Origin of the sequence: Streptomyces sp. CA-250714, from assembly GCF_050936705.1 — a bacterium.
Classification (GTDB): Bacteria; Actinomycetota; Actinomycetes; order Streptomycetales; family Streptomycetaceae; genus Streptomyces.
This window is the reverse complement of record NZ_JBNJMI010000002.1, coordinates 1,535,373-1,552,889: the sequence shown is the minus strand read 5'-3', so window position 1 is coordinate 1,552,889 and position 17,517 is coordinate 1,535,373. Positions and strand designations below refer to the sequence as shown.

15 protein-coding genes are annotated in these 17,517 nt (G+C 71.6%); 7 read left to right on the top strand and 8 right to left on the bottom strand.

All coding sequences use genetic code 11. The annotated features are described in order from the left end of the window. Positions 1-81: 81 nt before the first annotated feature. A complete protein-coding gene (locus ACQEU8_RS25860; RefSeq protein WP_433105089.1) occupies positions 82-2,001 on the bottom strand; it encodes an endonuclease/exonuclease/phosphatase family protein in 1,920 nt (639 codons plus the stop codon). A 277-nt stretch (positions 2,002-2,278) separates the two neighbouring features. Here ACQEU8_RS25860 and ACQEU8_RS25855 point away from each other — a divergent pair, with 277 nt between their 5' ends. The 3 genes from ACQEU8_RS25855 (at position 2,279) to ACQEU8_RS25845 (ending at position 7,532) form a co-directional block, all read left to right on the top strand. After that, positions 2,279-3,940 carry a hypothetical protein gene (locus ACQEU8_RS25855; protein WP_433105087.1) on the top strand — a complete coding sequence of 554 codons (1,662 nt, stop codon included), beginning with the start codon at positions 2,279-2,281 and terminating at the stop codon, positions 3,938-3,940. A 572-nt stretch (positions 3,941-4,512) separates the two neighbouring features. Next, positions 4,513-5,790, top strand: a complete 1,278-nt coding sequence (locus ACQEU8_RS25850; RefSeq protein WP_433105085.1) for a YeeE/YedE family protein — start codon at positions 4,513-4,515, stop codon at positions 5,788-5,790. Between the two features lie 194 nt (positions 5,791-5,984). Next, complete coding sequence (locus tag ACQEU8_RS25845; protein ID WP_433105083.1) at positions 5,985-7,532, top strand: MFS transporter; 1,548 nt, start codon at positions 5,985-5,987, stop codon at positions 7,530-7,532. Here ACQEU8_RS25845 and ACQEU8_RS25840 read toward each other — a convergent pair. Together ACQEU8_RS25840 and ACQEU8_RS25835 are read right to left on the bottom strand one after the other, a co-directional pair. Next, complete coding sequence (locus tag ACQEU8_RS25840) at positions 7,519-8,088, bottom strand: DUF1648 domain-containing protein (RefSeq protein WP_433105081.1); 570 nt, start codon at positions 8,086-8,088, stop codon at positions 7,519-7,521. The genes ACQEU8_RS25845 and ACQEU8_RS25840 overlap by 14 nt on opposite strands. Positions 8,089-8,139: 51 nt before the next feature. Next, positions 8,140-8,355 carry a hypothetical protein gene (locus tag ACQEU8_RS25835; RefSeq protein ID WP_433105079.1) on the bottom strand — a complete coding sequence of 72 codons (216 nt, stop codon included), beginning with the start codon at positions 8,353-8,355 and terminating at the stop codon, positions 8,140-8,142. A 54-nt stretch (positions 8,356-8,409) separates the two neighbouring features. Here ACQEU8_RS25835 and ACQEU8_RS25830 point away from each other — a divergent pair, with 54 nt between their 5' ends. Next, positions 8,410-9,078, top strand: coding sequence for a class I SAM-dependent methyltransferase (locus ACQEU8_RS25830; protein ID WP_433105077.1), 669 nt, complete (start codon positions 8,410-8,412; stop codon positions 9,076-9,078). Here the strand turns inward: ACQEU8_RS25830 and ACQEU8_RS25825 are convergent. Continuing rightward, positions 9,020-9,679 (bottom strand): TetR/AcrR family transcriptional regulator, encoded by a 660-nt coding sequence (locus tag ACQEU8_RS25825; RefSeq protein WP_433105075.1) that lies wholly within the window; start codon positions 9,677-9,679, stop codon positions 9,020-9,022. The genes ACQEU8_RS25830 and ACQEU8_RS25825 overlap by 59 nt on opposite strands. Before the next feature lie 239 nt (positions 9,680-9,918). Here ACQEU8_RS25825 and ACQEU8_RS25820 point away from each other — a divergent pair, with 239 nt between their 5' ends. Then, complete coding sequence (locus ACQEU8_RS25820) at positions 9,919-11,145, top strand: TerD family protein (protein ID WP_433108715.1); 1,227 nt, start codon at positions 9,919-9,921, stop codon at positions 11,143-11,145. Between the two features lie 28 nt (positions 11,146-11,173). Here the strand turns inward: ACQEU8_RS25820 and ACQEU8_RS25815 are convergent, their stop codons facing one another. The 3 genes from ACQEU8_RS25815 to ACQEU8_RS25805 form a co-directional block, all read right to left on the bottom strand. Next, complete coding sequence (locus ACQEU8_RS25815) at positions 11,174-11,650, bottom strand: SSI family serine proteinase inhibitor (protein WP_433105073.1); 477 nt, start codon at positions 11,648-11,650, stop codon at positions 11,174-11,176. 429 nt (positions 11,651-12,079) lie between these two features. Continuing rightward, on the bottom strand, positions 12,080-12,361 hold the full coding sequence (locus tag ACQEU8_RS25810) for a GlsB/YeaQ/YmgE family stress response membrane protein (protein WP_433108713.1): 282 nt from the start codon (positions 12,359-12,361) through the stop codon (positions 12,080-12,082). Between the two features lie 169 nt (positions 12,362-12,530). Further along, entirely contained in the window at positions 12,531-13,391 is an 861-nt protein-coding gene (locus tag ACQEU8_RS25805; protein ID WP_433105071.1) for an NAD-dependent epimerase/dehydratase family protein, read from the bottom strand. Between the two features lie 268 nt (positions 13,392-13,659). Between ACQEU8_RS25805 and ACQEU8_RS25800 the strand changes: the two genes are divergently transcribed. After that, entirely contained in the window at positions 13,660-14,655 is a 996-nt protein-coding gene (locus tag ACQEU8_RS25800) for a 5-dehydro-4-deoxyglucarate dehydratase (protein WP_433105069.1), read from the top strand. After that, positions 14,655-15,917 (top strand): hypothetical protein, encoded by a 1,263-nt coding sequence (locus ACQEU8_RS25795; protein WP_433105067.1) that lies wholly within the window; start codon positions 14,655-14,657, stop codon positions 15,915-15,917. Before ACQEU8_RS25800 ends, ACQEU8_RS25795 begins: the two co-directional genes overlap by 1 nt. Before the next feature lie 58 nt (positions 15,918-15,975). Here the strand turns inward: ACQEU8_RS25795 and ACQEU8_RS25790 are convergent, their stop codons facing one another. Next, positions 15,976-17,448 (bottom strand): penicillin-binding transpeptidase domain-containing protein, encoded by a 1,473-nt coding sequence (locus tag ACQEU8_RS25790; protein ID WP_433105065.1) that lies wholly within the window; start codon positions 17,446-17,448, stop codon positions 15,976-15,978. Positions 17,449-17,517: the final 69 nt, after the last annotated feature.

Here is a 17,517-nt window from a genome sequence, read left to right as displayed (position 1 = left end):
TGCGGCTTGGGCGCGTTTGCGTCGTCCGGTGCGTCGTGGCTGGTCGCGCAGTTCCCCGCGCCCCTTCGGGGCGCGCACCGGCTACCGCCGGATACGGACCACCGACGGGTCGTGGTCGCTGGTCTGGTCGGTGAACTCCGAGTTGATGTGGACGATGTCGTAATCGGGCCGTCCGGCGCCCGGGCTGGTCAGCAGGTGGTCGAGGGCCTGCGAGTTGCCGTTGAAGACATAGCCGTAGCGCTCGTTCTCGGGTAGCCGGTCCATGGGGCTGGTCAGGGCGTGGCCGGAGCGCAGGGCCTTGAGGGCGGGTGAGAACGGGAAGTCGTTGAAGTCGCCGCCCGCGACGACGAGGGCGTTCGGGTCGACGGCCCGGATGTCCCGTACGAAGCCGTTCAGCAGCTTGGCCTGCTGGACGCGCTGCGGCTCCGAGTGCCGGGCGGGCGGCTGGAAGCGGCCCTCCATCGGCTGGTCGCCGTCCAGGTCGCCGCCGCCCTTGGAGCTGAAGTGGTTGGCGACCACGAACACCGTACGGCCCCGGAAGCGGAACTCGCCCGCCAGCGGCTTGCGGCTGGCCTTCCATGCTTCGTCCTGCGGCGCGATCCGGCCCGGCGAGGCGGACAGTGCGGGCTTGCCGCCCTTGCCCTCGACCTTGACCGGGGTGGTGGTGTCACCGCCGGGGCGGTCGGTGAAGGAGACGCGCTCGGGGTTGTAGAGGAACGCGACGCGTATGTTGCCGCCGGGCTGGCCGCCGTCGGCCTTGTCCGCGGGGTCGATCTGGCGCCACTCGTAGGAGGGCCCGCCCGCCTTTCTGACCGCCTCGGTCAGCGTCTTCAGCGTCTTGTCGGCGGCGACCGTGCCGTCGTCGTCCGGGCCGGTGTTGTCCTGGACCTCCTCGACGGTGACGATGTCGGGCGAGGAGAGGTTGGTGACCAGCCCCTCGGCCAGCCGTTCGAACTTGGCGGGCTCGGACTTGGGGGAGAGGTTCTCGACGTTGTACGTCGCCACAGACAGTTCGTCCGGGCGCTGCTTGCGCGTGCGTTCGCGCTTCAGGTGGTTGTCCCGGTGCTCGCCGAGCGTGGTGGCGCGCACCGTGTAGCCGCCGAACTGCTCGAAGTCCAGCGGGCCTTCGGTGGTACCGCGCAGCTCGTCGCCCACATTGGCCTTGGGGAAGGGGTGCTCGGCCGGCGGGAGGAGCGAGGAGACCTTCACGCGGGCGCCGTTCTGCTCCTCGTACGAGCCGTAGAGGGTGCCGCCGCGCGGGGTGGGGTTCTGCTTCGGGTCGGTGGTCGCCCACAGGTCGTGGTAGCGGGAGGTGGGCCCGGTGACCCGTACATCGCGGACCGAGACCCGCATGCCCTCCAGCGACTCGTAGCGGTCCAGCGCGTACCGGTTCGGCCGCAGCGTACGGTCCTCGATGCTGCCTCCCCCAAATCCTCCGGATCCGGGGGGACCCCCATCCGCGTCGGGCGCGTACGCCTTCGGCACCGAGCGCGCGGAGAGCCGCACCGCGTCCGGGAGCTTGCCGCGCCCGACGGTGTCCGCCGCTTCCCAGGACGCTTCGGTCAGTTCGGTGATCGACTGGCTGCCCAGCTCCTTGCCGCCCAGGTAGTACTCCTGGACCTTCCCGGTCACCCGCAGGGCGTCCCCGACCGAGACGCCGGGGCTCTTCTTCGCGGTGTAGACGAAGATCCCCTCGCTGGTGGCCGCATCACGGTCGGGGCGCGGGTCCTGGAGCCAGAAGCCACGAGTGTCGCCGAAGTCCCGTACACCCGTGACGATTCCGGGTATGCCGGCGACGCGCTGCCCGGCGAACGGGGACAGCCGGGTTCTGCCCTGGATGTCGTGGATACGTGGCGCCGCCGCGGTGTCCGTGGCGGAGGCCGGGGCTGCCGCACCCGAGGACGCGGGCAGGACGAGCAGCGTGCAGCAGACGGCGGCGACGGTGAGCGTCGCGCTCCTGGTCAGCCGGGACAGCGAGCGGGACGACGAAGGGGACGGCACGGAGGGCCTCCGGAGTACGTGGGGGAACACTGACGTCTCCACGCGGGCATGCGCCACGCGGGCAGTTCTGCGCTGGCATTCTCTACGCGCGTAAAGCATGGCGGGCCAACGGCAGTTGTCAAGGACGTGACAGCGCTGATGAGCAGAGCATCACTTCCGGGCCACCTCCGCGTTACGTGGCCGGTGCACGATTCGGGCACCGGGGGACAGAACCCGTTTACGCTGGGTCCTCGCACCGTCCGGCAATCCGTAGGACCCGTAGGAGATGAACCCGCACATGACCGGTGACGACCGTCCCACCCTGCCGCCCGTACGGCTGCCCTCCGATGCCGAACTGGCGCGGGACGCACTGGCCGCACCGCTGCTGGCGCGCGCTGTGGAGCTCACCCGCTGGGCGCGCGCCGGCGGCCCCGCGGGCGCGGGCATTCCGGTGGGAGCGGGCGGTGAACTCCTCTCCGAACAGCTGAAGGAGGCTGCCACGCACCTCGGTCTGACGGGTGACGAGGAGGCCCCGGCGCTGGCCGCCGACGCGTGGAACTTCGCGGTGGACACCGGGCTGTTGGTCGTAGACGAAGACGAGGTTGGTGACGAGTCCGACGAGGCCGACGGCGGCGCGGATGGAGCGGCATCCGGCGCGGGAGCGGACGGTGAGATCTCCCCCAGCAGCGACGAACCGGTGGGCGTGGCCACGCCGGACGCCGAACTGGGCGGTCTGACCGGCGACCCCGACGCCTCCGTACCCGCCCCCGACGAAATCCTCGAATTGTGGCGTACCGGCCTGGAGACCGTGCTCGCGGACGCCGCGACACCCAGTTTCGAGGAACTGCTGGGCGGTATCGAGGGCGCGATCGGCGAGAACGGGGAGATCGACCCGGACGCCATCGACCTCGACGCCATGGACTGGAACCCGGAGGAGGAGACCGAAGCGCTCGACAGCGCCCTCGGAAACCTCTACCTGCTCACCGCGACCGACCCCGCCGTCGCCGCCGGCTCGATGGTGCCGCTGCCCGTGCTGGCCGCCTCGATGACCGTGCCCGAAGGCATGGACGAGCCCACCGACGAGGTGCTGGAAGAGGTCTCGACCGCGATGATGCGGCTGGACGAACAGTTCCGGATGCTGGAGCCGACCGGGCTGGTCGCCTACCAGCCGGTGGACGAGGCCCTCACCCGTGAGGCCGCCGACGGTGACGAGGGCGAAGGCGGCGAAGAGGGCCACGGCGCCGAGGAGTTGGGCGTCGACCTCGACGAGGAGGACGTCTCGCGCTACGGCATGGTGCGGCTCACCCCGCTCGGCCTGTACGGCGTACGCGAGCGGATGCGGGAGGCCGGGCTGGAGGTGCCCGCGGTGGGTGACCTCGCCGGTGCGGGGGCCGAGCAGTTGCTTGCCGCCCTGCCGGTCTATACGGAGGAGAACGCGCAGAGCGAGATCGAGACGTGGTTCGCGGCGCGGGCCGCGGCCGACGGGGCGGACAAGGACGGTGGCACTCTGGCCGCCGCGCGTGAGCTGTTGGCGGCGGCGCGCGGGGGCGACGAGGGGGCGCCCGTCCGTCGCCTCGCCTGCCAGCAGGCCCTCTCGCTCGCCGGGCCGGAGGCCGAGCCCGCGCTGCGCGAGGTGCTGGACGACCGGCAGTTGGGCGGGCTCGCCCGGGTCTGGCTCGCCGAGCGCGGCGTTCGCGATGTGCCGCAGCCGGACGAGGAGATGGTGTTCTGGCTGACCATCGACACCATTGCCGCGCAGGTCGCGACGGCAGGCGAGCCGGACGAACTGCGGGAGCTGGTGCGGGGTCTGGTCGACCAGCACACGGGCTTCTTCGACAAGGCGTGGCGGGTGGAGCATCCCGCCACCGGGGATGTGCTGGAGACCATGGGGCGGGTGCATCCGGACAAGCGGGTCGCCAAGGAGGCCCGCAAGGCGGCCTTCAAGGCCCGCTCCCGCTGATTCGCTGCCGCGGAGGCGCTGCCGCTGGAGGGGCCGCGCCGCTGAGGGCCCCCTCCCGCTGAGGGGCCCCTCCCGTCGAGTGACCACGCCCTTGAAGGGCCCTCCCGCCCAGGGCGTGTCCGGCGGATCTTGTCCGGGCCTTTCCGTTGTGCCGGTCAGGGGGTGCCCCTGCCTGACGTCTGCGGGCTGCGGGTTTGTTGTGGCTTTGGGGGTACCTCCCGGCCGGAGGCTGGGGGAGCAGTTCCCCGCGCCCCTTCGGGGCGCGTCCCCCGCGCCGGGTACGCAACGTCTCAGCCGTCGTCTCGCTGCGCGAGATGACCGGAAGGCGGTCCGCCGTTTCGTTTACCGTTGCATCTATGTCCGGACCCGCGTGCCTGCTGGCGCTTGCCCTCACGCTCTTCGCGGCCACCGCGTGGAGCGTTGACGACGCGCTCTGTTGCCGCCGCCCGCATCACTGATGGCGCGGCTGCATCGCTGTCCGGGTCCAGTTCGTCTGTGCCTGGGACACGCCCGTACCGGGGAAGTCCGCCGTCGCCGTGCCCCTTTCCGCTCGTACTCGCACGGAGACTTCTGTGACGACCGCTTCTCCCCCTGAACACACCCGCCCCACGCCGGCAGGTCCCGCTCCCACCTCGGCGCCCGCGCCCGAAGCGCCGGCCGCGCCTGCCGTGCGGTGGGTACCGCTCGGTGCCGCGCTGGTGCTCGGAGTGGCGCTGGCCGGATATGTGTGGTCGGCGCACGGCGCCAAGTCCGGTGTCCTGCTGCTGCTCGGTATCGGCCTCGGTGTCGGGCTCTTCCACTCCCGGTTCGGATTCACCTCCGCCTGGCGGCAGTTGATCGCCGTCGGCAATGGCACCGGGCTCCGGGCGCACACGCTGCTGCTCGGTACGACAGCCACCCTCTTCGCGCTGATCATCGGCACCGGCACCGGACTGTTCGGCGCCGCGCCCGCACCCAGCGGCGGACCGCTGGGAGCCGCGCTGCTGCTGGGCGCCTTTCTCTTCGGCGTAGGTATGCAACTCGGCGGCGCCTGCGCCTCGGGCACGCTGTTCGCCGTCGGCTCCGGGCAGAGCACCATCGTGCTGACGCTCGGCGGCTTCGTCGCCGGCTCGACCCTCGCCGCCTGGCAGTACGGACTCTGGAAGGATCTGCCCGCCTTCGAGCCGGTGCTCTTCTCCGACCATCTGGGCTGGCCGGGCTCCCTCGCACTGACGCTGCTGCTGCTCGCGCTGGTCGTCCTGGTCTCGCGCCGGGTCCAGGCCCGGCGCAATCCGCCGCCGGTGGGGGCGGCCCCGACCGCGCGTGGTGCGCTCGCCCGTGTCGTGCGGGGCTCCTGGCCGCTGGCGGCCGGGGCCCTGGTGCTCGCCGTGCTCGGTGCAGCGGTGCTGCTCGTCTCGGGCGGCAGCTGGGGGGTGACCAGCGCCTTCGCACTGTGGGGTGCCAAGATCGTGGGCGCGCTGGGTGGCTCGCCCGAGAGCTGGGCGTACTGGCAGGAGCCGCAGAACGCCACGGCGCTGGCCAGTCCTGTGCTGGCCGACAAGACCAGCCTCACCGACATCGGCATCATGATCGGCGCGGCCGTCGCGGCAGCCGCGGGCGGCGTGTGGACGCTGCACAAGGGCGTTGCGTGGCGGACCGCGGGCGCGGCCGTGCTCGGCGGGGTGCTGATGGGGATCGGTGCGCGGCTGGCGGGTGGCTGCAACATCGGCGCGTATCTGGCCGGTATCGCCTCCGGCAGCCTGCACGGCTGGATCTGGGCCGCTGTCGCGCTGGCGGGCACCTGGGTCGGGCTGCGGCTGCGTCCGTATGCGGGGCTGGCCAACCCGAAGCCGGGGGACGGCGTCTGCTGACGGCCCCTCCGCGCGCGTACCCGGCGGGCGTGTCCGCGCGCGCGACCCGGCGGGCGTGGCCCGAGGACGGCGGACCGGGCTCGTGTAAGACGCGGCGAGTCCGGTAACCCGCTGCCGTGATCCGCTTCGGCCGTTCCGTACGATCGGCAGGTCCGGCCTTTCGGCTATACGGAACAAAGGGTGTGAATGCCGACGTGAGTGAGAGCCCCAAGGGAGAGCCGGGGGGCGAGGTGGCGGCCCGGAACGTGCCGCGGGCGGTCGCCGAGCTGCCCCGTCAGGTCCGCGACGAACTGGCGCACAGGCTGCGCCGCAAAGGCCGTCCCTTCACGAAGGAGGACGTCCAGGTCGTCGAGGAGCCCATGCTCAAGCGGGCGGTCACGGCCTCCGCGCTCGGCAACTGCATGGAATGGTTCGACTTCGGGGTCTACAGCTATCTGGCCGCGACCATCGGCAAGGTCTTCTACCCGGGGGCCTCCGACGCGGCGCAACTGCTGGCCTCGTTCGCGACCTTCGCCGCTGCCTTCGTCGTCCGTCCGCTCGGCGGGCTCTTCTTCGGGCCGCTCGGCGACAAGCTGGGGCGGCAGAAGGTGCTCGCCGCGACGATGATCCTGATGGCGTTCGGCACCTTCCTGATCGGTTTCATCCCCAGCTACGCCACCATCGGGATCGCGGCACCCATCCTGCTGCTCGTCGCGCGGATGCTCCAGGGCTTCTCCACCGGCGGTGAGTACGGCGGAGCCACCACCTTCATCGCGGAGTTCTCGCCCGACCGCAGGCGCGGATTCCTCGGCAGCTGGCTCGATTTCGGGACGTTCGTCGGCTACGCCCTGGGTTCGGCACTCGTCACGCTGCTCAACCTGGCGCTGTCCGACGGTCAGATGCTCGCCTGGGGCTGGCGCATCCCGTTCCTGATCGCCGGGCCGCTGGGCCTGATCGGGCTGTACATGCGGCTCAAGCTGGAGGAGTCACCGGCCTTTCAGCAGCAACTGGACGAGCATGAACAGGCGGTCGCCCAGCGGGAGGCCGAGCGGCACGAGTTCCGTACCATCCTGCGCCGGCACTGGGAGCCGCTGCTCATCTGCATCGGCCTGGTACTGCTCTACAACGTGACCAACTACATGGTCACCGGCTACCTGCCGACGTATCAGACCGAAGTCCTGGGCCGGGCAGGCACCACCTCCGATCTGCTGGTACTCGTCGGCATGGTGTGGGTGGTGGTGCTCATCACCTTCATCGGCCGGCTGAGCGACCACGTCGGCCGGCGCCCGGTCTACCGCTGGTCAGCCATCGGGCAGATCGTGCTGGCTCTCCCCGCCTTCCTGCTGATCCGCTCGGACGGCTGGGTACTGCCCGGGATCGGCGTGCTGATCCTGGCCACCCTGCTGGCCGGGTTCGCCGCGCCGTCGGCGGCCACACTGCCCGCGCTCTTCCCCACGAGCGTGCGTTACGCGGCGATGGGCATCGGCTTCAACTTCTCCGTCGCCGCCTTCGGCGGTACCACGCCGCTGGCCACCGAGGGGCTGGTCAGCCTGACGCACAACGATCTGGTGCCCGGCGGCTATCTGATCGTCAGCGGGCTGATCGGCCTGCTCGCCGTCCGCTTCATGCCGGAGAGCGCCGGTGTCCCGCTGCACGGCTCGCAGCCCATGGTCAGTACGGAGCAGGAGGCCAAGGAGCTGATCTCCACCAGCCGCGACCTGCAGACCCTGCAGGCGCAGACGGAGAAGGTCAGCCGGCGGTAGGCCGCTCCCGCCCGTCGCCCCGCATCCGGTCCTGGAGGGCTGTCCACAGCACAGCGAGCGTGCCCAGGGCGACCGGCAGCAGGGCGAGGACGAGCGTCCCGGTCTGCGGCCCGTCCTTCGCCTGCGGCGCGGTGCTCCACATCACCCTGCACACGACGGCCAGTGTCAGCCCCAGGCAGCAGGCGAGGAAGAGCTGCGCCCGGGCGACGCGCCGGGCGCCTTCCCGGGTCTTCGGCCGGTTGACCAGGCTTGAACCACGCTGCTCCGGCGGGAGTTCGGACAGGGGCGTGATGCGCAGCGTGGCGCAGGCCGTCCCGGCCAGCAGTGCCAGTGCGCCCGCATGGACGAAGACGGGCACGAAGACGCTGCCCACGGACTTGTCCGCGTATCGGTCGATGCCGTCGCTGCCGAGGTGCTGCGGCACCTTCGCCGGGAGGTCGGGGTAGGCCACGATTCCCCACAGCAGAAGCCCCGCCAGCACCAGCAGCCCCGGCAGCAGCCACAGCCAGGGGAACCCCGCCCCGCCGGCCGCCTGTCCGTCCCCGTCCCCGCGCACCGCTCGCCTCCCCGTGTCGTCTGAGCGCTCTGCTGACCCCCGATGCGGCGCTCACTCCACCTCGCGGCCCCAGACCAGATGGTTGCCGCCCTGCCATTCGATGACCGAGTCGTCGTAGAGATCGACGGTGGCGATGTCCAGGCCCGCGCGGGCAAGGTACTCGATCAGGTCGGTCAGGCCGTAGGCCGTCCCCAGCGTCTCGCCGCGCGCGGTGACGCGGCGACCGCCGCCTGGGGCGGGCGGGTGGACGACGACGAGCGCGCTCATACTTCCAGGCTGCGTCAGCGGTCGTGGTGACGCACCTCGGGGTACTGTCTGGCCATGGCTGGTGTCCGTCCTGATGTGCACGGCTTCTGGGAGGCCGACGGCGCGACGAAGACGTTCACGCATTCCCTCGACCCCGACCTGCTCGCCACCCATGTGCCGCGCACCGCGCACATTCTGGACTACGGCTGCGGGTACGGCCGGCTCACGGCAGAGCTCGGGGAACTGGGGTACGCGCATGTCGTCGGCGTCGACCCCTCGTACGCGATGATCGAGCGCGGGCTGCGGGAGCACCCGCGGCTGGCGCTCCGCCACCAGGTCGAACTGCCGCTGCCCGACTGGGACGGGTCGTACGACGCCGCGCTGCTGTTCGCCGTCCTGACCTGCGTGCCCGACGACGCGGCACAGGGCGCGACGCTGGCCGAGCTCGCGCGGCTGCTACGGCCGGGCGGCGTGCTGTATGTCAGCGAGGTGCCGCTCCAGCGCGACGAGCGGAACGTGGCCCGCTACGAGCAGCACAACAGGACCGCACCGCACAGCCCGTACGGGACGTTCACCACGGAGGACGGCGGCCTCTTCCGGCATCTGCCGGCTGAGCAGCTACGGGGCCTGCTGGCCGACCACGGTTTCGCGGTGGTCGAGGAGAAGGCCGGCACGTCGCCCACCCTCAACGGCCATCGGGCCGAGCGTCTGCAACTGGTGGCCCGGCGGCGCGCGGACGGGTGAGCGCGCGCTCCAGGGCCTGCTCGGCCAGTGCACGCGCCGTACCGACTGGTCGGTCGATGACCGCGAGGCCGCGCAGCACCGTGGCTCCCTCGTGCAGCAGTGCCAGTTCGTCGGCCAGCCGGCCGGGGTCGTCCGCGCCGGCCGCGACGGACAGCTCGTACAGATAGCCGCGCAGCCAGCGCTTCTGCTCGCTGATCACCTGGCGTCCCGGGTGCGCGGGGTCCGGCAGTTCGGCGGCGGCGTTGACGAAGCCGCAGCCGCGCGGGTTGTGCCGGCGCATCCACTCCGCGAGCGCGTCGAAGGTGGCCAGCAGCTGCTCGGCGGCCCGGCCGTCGGCGGCGTGGTCGTCCACCCATGAGGTCAGCCAGGCGCGCCAGCGCTGATCACGCTCGCGCAGATACGCGGTGATCAGGGCGTCCTTGCCGCCGAACCGGTCGTAGAGCGTCTTCTTGGTGGTGCCCGCCTCCTTGGCGATCAGGTCGACCCCCACGGCCGTGATGCCGCGCTCGTAGAACAGGGCGCTCGCCGCGTCCAGGATCTTCCGCGCACCGGGGGTCAGCTCCTGCGGTGCCGCAGCTCCCGGCTTCGCCTCCGTCGTCATCTCCGCCTCCGGCTCCTTCGGCCTACGGGCCCGCACACCGGCCCGTATCAGCACACCTGCGGTAAACAGAACAGTCTACTTCACCGTACTGCCCGGCCGGGGCGGACCGTGGGGCGCAAGGAACCGGAACGTCGGCGTCGGCAACCGGATCCACGGCGAAGACCCAGGCCACCGGCGAAATGCGGGCACGGCAAAGGAACCGCAAAGCGCTGCCAGTCGTTACCCCCGGCATGACCGCAATGACTCCTGGCTCCAATCTGCCGCTGGCCGCACAGCGCGTGGCGGTGGACGTAACCGCACCCAGCAAGCTCGACGTCTCGGCACTGCTGCTGAGCCCGGAGGGCAAGGTCCGCTCCGACGACGACTTCGTCTTCTACAACCAGCCCACCGCTCCGGGCGTGACGCACAGCAGCGGCGCCACCGACACCATCACGGTGGAGACCGGCGCGGTGCCCGCCGGGATCGACAAGGTCGTCGTCACCGCGAGCCTCGACGCCCCCGGGGCCACCTTCGCGGGCACCGAGCCCACCGCCACGGTCCGCGACGCCGCGACCGGCGCGGTGCTCGCCACCTTCACCCCTCCGCAGCTGGGCGCCGAGACCGCCCTGCTGGTGGTGGAGGTCTACCGCAGGAACGACTCCTGGAAGGTCCGTGCCGTCGGACAGGGGTACGCCAACGGGCTGGGCGGTATCGCCTCGGACTTCGGCGTGAGCGTGGAGGAGCCCGCCGCCCCGGCGGCCCCGGCCGCTCCCGCAGCACCCACCGCCCCACCCGCGCCCGCTGTCTCCACCCCCGCGGCCCCCTCGGCTCCCGCGGCTCCCTCGGCCCCGTCCGCGCCCGCCGCCCCTTCGGCTCCGGCCGCCGCGGGCGCCGGGGCTGGGAAGATCAACCTGGACAAGGGCCGGGTCAACCTCCAGAAGAACCAGACGGTCTCGCTGGTCAAGGGAGGCAAGCCGCTGCTCACCTCGGTCCGTATGGGGCTCGGCTGGGAGCCGGTGTTCCGCGCGGGAGGGCGGGCGAAGGACATCGACCTCGACGCCTCGGTGATCGCCTACGACGCCAACCGCAAGAAGATCGACTCCTGCTACTTCGGCAAGCTCGCCATCCTCGGTGGCGTCATCCAGCACTCGGGCGACAACCTCACGGGCGAGGGCGCGGGGGACGACGAGGTGATCACCGTCCACCTCGGCGACATTCCGCCGCAGGTGACGGGGCTGGTCTTCACCGTGAACTCCTTCTCGGGCCAGAAGTTCACGGATGTCGCCAAGGCGTACTGCCGGCTGCTCGACGGCGCCGGCGCGGAACTGGTCCGTTTCGACCTGACCCAGTCCGAGCCCCGGACGGGCGTCCTGATGGCCAAGTTCATCCGCCAGTTCTCCGGCGAATGGGAGATGACGGCGCTCGGTGAGTACGTCGACTCGCGCACGGTGCGCGGAATGGTGAAGCCGGGCGCCGCGGCGCTGTAGTCCACGGCACCCGGCGGCGTCCGGAGGGTCAGAAATCGAAGACGGGGCCCGTCGCGCGGTGCATGGCACAGGCGTTGGGGAACGTCTTCTTCCAGTGGACGGCCTGCCCCCGGTGGCTGCCGTATGCGGCGACGGTCACCGGGGCGTGCTGCATGGTGCAGTTGCCGCGCTTGCGGGGCAGAGCGGAGAGGTTGCCGCGCGCCTTGTCGAGCGCGGCGCACGCCTCGGCGGCCTTCGGATGGCGCCCGCGCGGAGAGGGCTCGCACTGGAGCAGGACGCCCCGGATCGTGGCCTTCTTGGAGCCGGAGATGCTCAGAAAGACGCCCTGGGTCTTCTTCTTGCGATCGGGTTTGCGGTCACGCTCGTGGCTGCTGTGGCTGCCATCGGTGGTGGCGCTCGCGGCGCCGACGGCAGGCGCGGTCTGTACGGCCAGCAGCGGCACGGCCAGGGCCACGGCGGCCATGGCGGTGCGGACGAGGTGCCGGTTGGAGATTCGAGTGCTCACGGCCTCCTAACGAGGCCGGGTGCCGGGAAGATACGGGGCGCTGCCGCGCCGCGGCGCACCCGGCGGCGAACCGTCTGGGGGCTCCCCGCGCGCCGTGCGGCACGCGGGGAGCCGCACTCAGGACTGCGGCCGACGGCCGTGGTTGGCCGCGTTGTTGCGGCGAGCCTTCTTCTTGCGCCGACGCTTGGACGACATGGCGCCTCCTTCCACGCGATGGATGAATACTCCGCGTTTCTACCACCCACCAGCTCTGACCCCCGAACCCCCGCCCCCACCGGCGCCGGAGGGAAACCCTCGACCTGGGGTCTCTACCCCGCCGAAGGCTGGTGAGGGACAGGAAGTTCTTCCCGCCGCAACGGCGAGCGACCACAACGGAGGGGGTCCGGCGGCATGGCGACAGCCGCAACCCTCACGTCCGACGACCCCCACTCAGCGGCGATCGCGCGAGTGGCCGAACAGCAGCCGGTAGACGACCAGCAGGACGAGGGAGCCGGCGATGGCGGCGACCCAGAGACCGGGGTCGACGACGTTGTTGGCTATCGGGCGGTCCAGGAAGGTGGCCGAGAGCCAGCCGCCGATGAAGGCGCCGGCGATGCCGATGAGGACGGTGCCCACCAGGCCGCCCGGATCGCGGCCGGGCAGCAGGATCTTGGCCACCGTACCCGCGACCAGGCCGAGGATGATCCAGCTCAGCACTCCGGAGCGCGCCAGCTCGGAGAGCGGGTTCGAGCCCGAGTTGTCCGAGTCGGCGAGCTGGGTGAGCGGAGCGAGGTGGGCGAGCGGTGTGGCGAGCATGGGTGGAGCCTCCCCGTGGCTGATCGGTTGCGGCCCCATCATGCCTGCTGGATCCGGCTTTCCCGGTACTCCCTTCAGCTCCCCCTCAGCGAGGCCACATCGGCGGGTTCGTACAGAAGTGGCCGCCCAGATGCGCCTGGTCGGGCCGGGTCGGGTCCAACTCGCCGTGCTCGGCGATGAGTTCGGCCGCGTAGGGCTCGGAGTCGTCGCGCGGTTCGTATCCCAGGGCGCGGGCCGAGCTGAGGTCCCACCACAGCCGGGTGTTGGCGGAGGAGCCGTAGACGACGGTGTGGCCGACGTTCTCCGCGGTGAGCGCCGCGTGAAAGAGGCGGGCACCGTCGGCCGGGCTCATCCACACGGACAGCATCCGCACGGAGGTCGGTTCGGGGAAGCAGGAGCCGATCCGGACGGAGACGGTCTCGATGCCGTGCAGGTCCCAGTAGAGCTGTGCCAGGTCCTCGCCGAAACACTTGGAGAGCCCGTAGAAGGTGTCGGGCCGGCGGGGCGTGTCCACGGGGATCGCGGCGGCCCCGCCCTCGCCGGCCGTGCCCTTTCCGTCGCCCGGCACCGGGGTGAAGCCGACCGCGTGGTTGGAGGACGCGAAGACGATGCGGCGTACGCCCTCGGCGCGCGCCGCCTCGTAAAGCGCGTACGTGCCACGGATGTTGGCGTCGAGGATCTTCTCGAAGGTGGACTCCAGTGAGATCCCCGCCAGATGGATGATCCCGTCCACGCCGCGTACGGCTGCGCGCAGCGCGTCGCTGTCCGCGCTGCTCAAGTCCAGTACCAGGGCGTCCGGCTCGCCCTCGACGGGGCGCATGTCCAGCAGCCGAAGCGTGTAGCCGTAGGAGGGCAGCAGTCCGCGCATCAGGGTGCTGAGGCCGCCGGCGGCGCCGGTGAGCAGGACAGTGCGGCCGGTTGGCTCCGCCGAGGGGCTCTCGGACATGACGGCGATCTCCATCCGTGGATGAGGTTCATATATGGGGAGACGCTATGGAGTGCCCCCAGGCCCGTCAAGAGAGCGGTGCTCCGGGCCGGGCGCTCCTGTGTGCGGTGAAGTCGGCGCTCCGGTAGGGGTGTTCGTGCTTGACCGGTGGTGCGCTGCTGCCTTAGCGTGACCACCGTTCAGGAATATGGACGTACGTCAGAAGAGTGCACGACTGGAGGGCGCACCTCGCACCCGCCCGCCCGTCCCGGCTCGCAAGGAGCTCCGTATGCCCTCGTCCTCGTCCTCCACGGCCCCCGGGACGTCGCTCACCGAGCGGCTCGACGGACTGCTCTTCTTCCCCGTGACGGCGTTCGCGCCCGACGGCTCCGTCGACCTCGACACCTTCCGCGCACATGTGCGGCGCGGTGTGGCGGCGGGCGCGGGGGCCGTCTTCGCGTGCTGCGGCACCGGCGAGTTCCACGCGCTCGCGCCGGACGAGTTCGGCGAGTGCGTGGCCGCGGCCGTGGCGGAGGCGGACGGCAGGGTGCCGGTGCTGGCGGGCGTCGGCTACGGGCCCGCGCTCGCCCGCGAGTTCGCGCGCCGGGCCGAAGCGGCGGGCGCCGACGGGCTGCTGGCGATGCCGCCGTACCTGGTGGTGGCCGACCCGGCCGGGCTGGTGCGGCACTACACCCGGCTGGCGGAAGCCACCTCGCTGCCCACCATCGTCTACCAGCGCGACAACGCCCTGTTCACTCCCGAGGCCGTCGTACGCCTCGCCCGTCACCCGCGCATCGTCGGCCTCAAGGACGGCCATGGCGACCCCGACCTGATGCAGCGCATCATCACCGCCGTCCGCTGCGCCGGACTCGACGGGGACTTCAGATACTTCAACGGGCTGCCCACCGCCGAGCTGACCGGGCTCGCCTACCAGGGGCTCGGCGTCTCCCTCTACTCCTCCGCCGTGTTCTGCTTCGCACCCGAGATCGCCCTCGCCTTCCACCGGGCGCTCGCCACCGCAGACGAGGCGACGGTACGGGCGCTGCTCGACGGCTTCTACGTACCGTTCGTCGAACTCCGCAACCAGGGCCGCGGCTACGCCGTCTCGCTGGTCAAGGCGGGGGTACGGCTGCGCGGTCTGGACGTCGGCGGGGTGCGCCCGCCGCTGTCCGACCCCGCGCCCGGCCATGTCAAGGAGCTGGCCGCGCTGCTGGATCGGGGTCTGGAGCTGGCCGCCGCGGCACCCGTGGGAACCGCCTCGGCGGAGGCCGGGAGGGCGCGCTGATGCGGGCGGCGGCGTTCCTCTACCCCTGGGACGTGGTCGGCGATCCGGAGGCGCCGGGCCGGCTCGCGGCGCTCGGCATCCAGCAGGTCACCCTGGCCTCCGCCTACCACTCCACCCGCGCCCTGACCCCGCGTCACCCGCGGCACCGCGTCGTCGCGGCTCGGCACTCGGCCGTCCTCTACCCGCCCGACCCCGCCCGCTGGCGGCACGACGCCCCGCACCCGTACCCACAGGACTGGGTGGCCTGCGACGATCCGGACGGGCCGTACGCGGAAGCTGCCCGTGCGCTGGCCGAGGCGGGGCTGGAGGTGCACTCCTGGGTGGTGCTGGCCCACAACTCCCGGCTGGGCGAGGACTTTCCGCACACCAGCGTCCGCAACGCCTACGGCGACCGCTACCCGTGGGCCCCGTGCATCGCGCGCCCGGAGGTGCGGGCCTACGCCGTCGCGCTGGCGGCCGAGGCAGCCGTACGGCCCGGCACCGGAACCCGCGGCACCGAACTGGAGTCCTGCGGCTGGTACGGGCTCGCCCATCTGCACGCCCACGACAAGATCGGCGGAGTGCCCCTGGACGGTGCCGCGGCCGCGCTGATGTCGCTGTGCTTCTGCGAGGTGTGCGAGGAGGGTTACGCGTCCCTGGGCGGCGACCCGGAGCGGCTGCGGGACGCGGTGCGGCGCGCCCTGGAACCGGTCTGGCGGGGCGAGCGCACCACAGCGCCGCCAGCAGAGACCGGGGAGACCGCAGAGACCGGGGAGCGCCGACGGGCGGGGGAGTGGTCCGCGATCGAGGCGCTGCTCGGCGCCGAGACCGCGGCCCTGGTCGCAGGGTGGCGGGACGCGGCGGCCGGCCGCCTCCAGCGCGAGACGGTCGCGGCGGTACGGCAGGAGGCGGCGCCCGACCGTTTCCGGGTGCTCCTGCACGCCGATCCGGCCCCGCACCGTACGGGCGCCAACGCGGGCACCCGTCCCGCCGATGTGCTCGGCCACGCCGACGGAGTAGTCGTCCCCTGCCCCGGCGGCCCCGAGGGCGGCGCCGAACGCGGCGAAGTCCTGCGGCCGTTCGCCGCACACGGCGGCCCGCTAGTCACGCTCGCCGCCAACTTCACCGTCGTCTCCGGCATGGGCGGCAGCCCGCACACGCTCGCCGAGGACGCCGCACACGCCCGGGCGCTCGGCGCCACCGAACTTCGGCTCTACCACGCAGGGCTCGCCTCGGACCAGGACCTCGCCGCGGTGGCCAAGGCGCTCGCGGAGCAGGTGTGAGGCCCGCCAGCCGAATCAGCGCACCCCGCGGGGCAGATCAACGCAGCCCCCGGCCGGATCACCGCAGTGCGGCCTCCATCATCTTCTTGGCGATGGGGGCCGCCAGCCCGTTGCCGCTGACCTCGGCGCGGGCCGCGTCCGAGTCCTCCACCACGACCGCCACGGCGACCTTCTTGCCGGGGTCGGTCTCGCCGTAGGAGGTGAACCAGGCGTACGGCGTACCGCTGTTGTCGACACCGTGCTGGGCCGTACCGGTCTTGCCGCCCACCGTGATGCCGTCGATCTTCGCGTTGCTGCCGGTGCCCTTGTCCACCACCGTGCCCATCGCCGATTGCAGCTGCTCGGCGGTGCGCTCGCTCATCACCCGGTGCGAGCCGGGGTCCTGGTACGACTGGAGCGTGTGCCCGCCCGCGTCCTGCACCCGGGAGACCATGTGCGGGTCGACGAGCTTGCCGTCGTCCGCGATGGCCTGCGAGACCATCGCCATCTGGAGCGGGGTGGCGGTGACCTCGAACTGCCCGATGCCGGACAGCCCGGTCTGCGCCTCGTCCATCTTGGCGGGGAAGTTGCTCTTGGCGGCGCGGACGGGCACGTCCTGCTCAGCGTCGTTGAAGCCGAACTTCTCGGCCTGCTCGCGGAGCTTCTTCGCGCCGAGGTCGGTCGCCAGCTTGGCGAAGACGTTGTTGCACGAGTAGCGCAGCGCGGTCCGCAAGGAGGCGTTCTCGCAGGGCGCCGACTTGTTCTCGTTCTCCAGCACCTGCGAGGTGCCCTTGAGGGTGTACGGATCGGGGCTGTCGGTCGGTTCGTCCACCGACTCGTACCGCCCGTCCTCCAGCGCCGCCGCGGCCACCACCAGCTTGAACGTCGAGCCCGGCGGTACGGCCTGGCGCAGTGCGCGGTTGAGGGTGGGTTTGTCGTCGGTCTTGTCGTTGCCGCTGCGCGCGGTCAGTTTCTTCCAGGCCGCGGTGTCGTCCGCGCCGCTGCCACTGATAGTGGACGGGTCGAAGGACGGGGTGCTGACGGCGCCGAGGATCTCGCCGTTGTCCGGGTCGATCGCCACCGCGGCGCCCTTCTTGCCGCCCAGCGCGTTGAACCCGGCGCGCTGCACGTGCGGGTCGATGGTGGTGAGGATGTTGCCGGGCTTGGCCTGCTCGCCGGTCAGCAGGTCCAACGGGCTCTTGAGCCGGTCGTCGGTGCCGTCGAGCACGTCCTGGTAGATGCCCTCGAGCTGGGTGGCACCACGCACCTGCGAGGCGTAGCCGGTGACGGGCGCGTAGAGCGGGCCGTCGGTGTAGGTGCGCTGGTAGCGCAGGTCACCGCCGTCCTTGGAGCGCTTCGAGCCGGTGACCGGCTCGCCGCCCACGTATATGTCACCGAACGGCTGCGCGTACTGCTCGATGGTGTTCCGTCGGTTCTTTTCGCTGTCCGCGAGGGCTTCACCGTGCGCCATCTGCATCCAGGTGAGCCGCAGCAGCAGCGCCATCACCAGCAGCAGCGTGACGGTGCCCGCACGCCTGATCGTCCTGTTCATCCCGTACGAGAACGCGGCCGGGGGCGGCGTGGGTTCCTGCTGAGGGGACTTCTCAGGACATTCTCATCT

Excerpts from the sequence above, each read along its gene's own strand:
- ACQEU8_RS25855 (WP_433105087.1), top strand. The coding sequence starts at position 2,279 with ATGACCGGTGACGACCGTCCCACCCTGCCGCCCGTACGGCTGCCCTCC.
- ACQEU8_RS25835 (WP_433105079.1), bottom strand. The coding sequence starts at position 8,355 with ATGAGCGCGCTCGTCGTCGTCCACCCGCCCGCCCCAGGCGGCGGTCGC.
- ACQEU8_RS25830 (WP_433105077.1), top strand. The coding sequence starts at position 8,410 with ATGGCTGGTGTCCGTCCTGATGTGCACGGCTTCTGGGAGGCCGACGGC.
- ACQEU8_RS25825 (WP_433105075.1), bottom strand. The coding sequence starts at position 9,679 with ATGACGACGGAGGCGAAGCCGGGAGCTGCGGCACCGCAGGAGCTGACC.
- ACQEU8_RS25820 (WP_433108715.1), top strand. The coding sequence starts at position 9,919 with ATGACTCCTGGCTCCAATCTGCCGCTGGCCGCACAGCGCGTGGCGGTG.
- ACQEU8_RS25805 (WP_433105071.1), bottom strand. The coding sequence starts at position 13,391 with ATGTCCGAGAGCCCCTCGGCGGAGCCAACCGGCCGCACTGTCCTGCTC.
- ACQEU8_RS25800 (WP_433105069.1), top strand. The coding sequence starts at position 13,660 with ATGCCCTCGTCCTCGTCCTCCACGGCCCCCGGGACGTCGCTCACCGAG.
- ACQEU8_RS25795 (WP_433105067.1), top strand. The coding sequence starts at position 14,655 with ATGCGGGCGGCGGCGTTCCTCTACCCCTGGGACGTGGTCGGCGATCCG.
- ACQEU8_RS25790 (WP_433105065.1), bottom strand. The coding sequence starts at position 17,448 with ATGAACAGGACGATCAGGCGTGCGGGCACCGTCACGCTGCTGCTGGTG.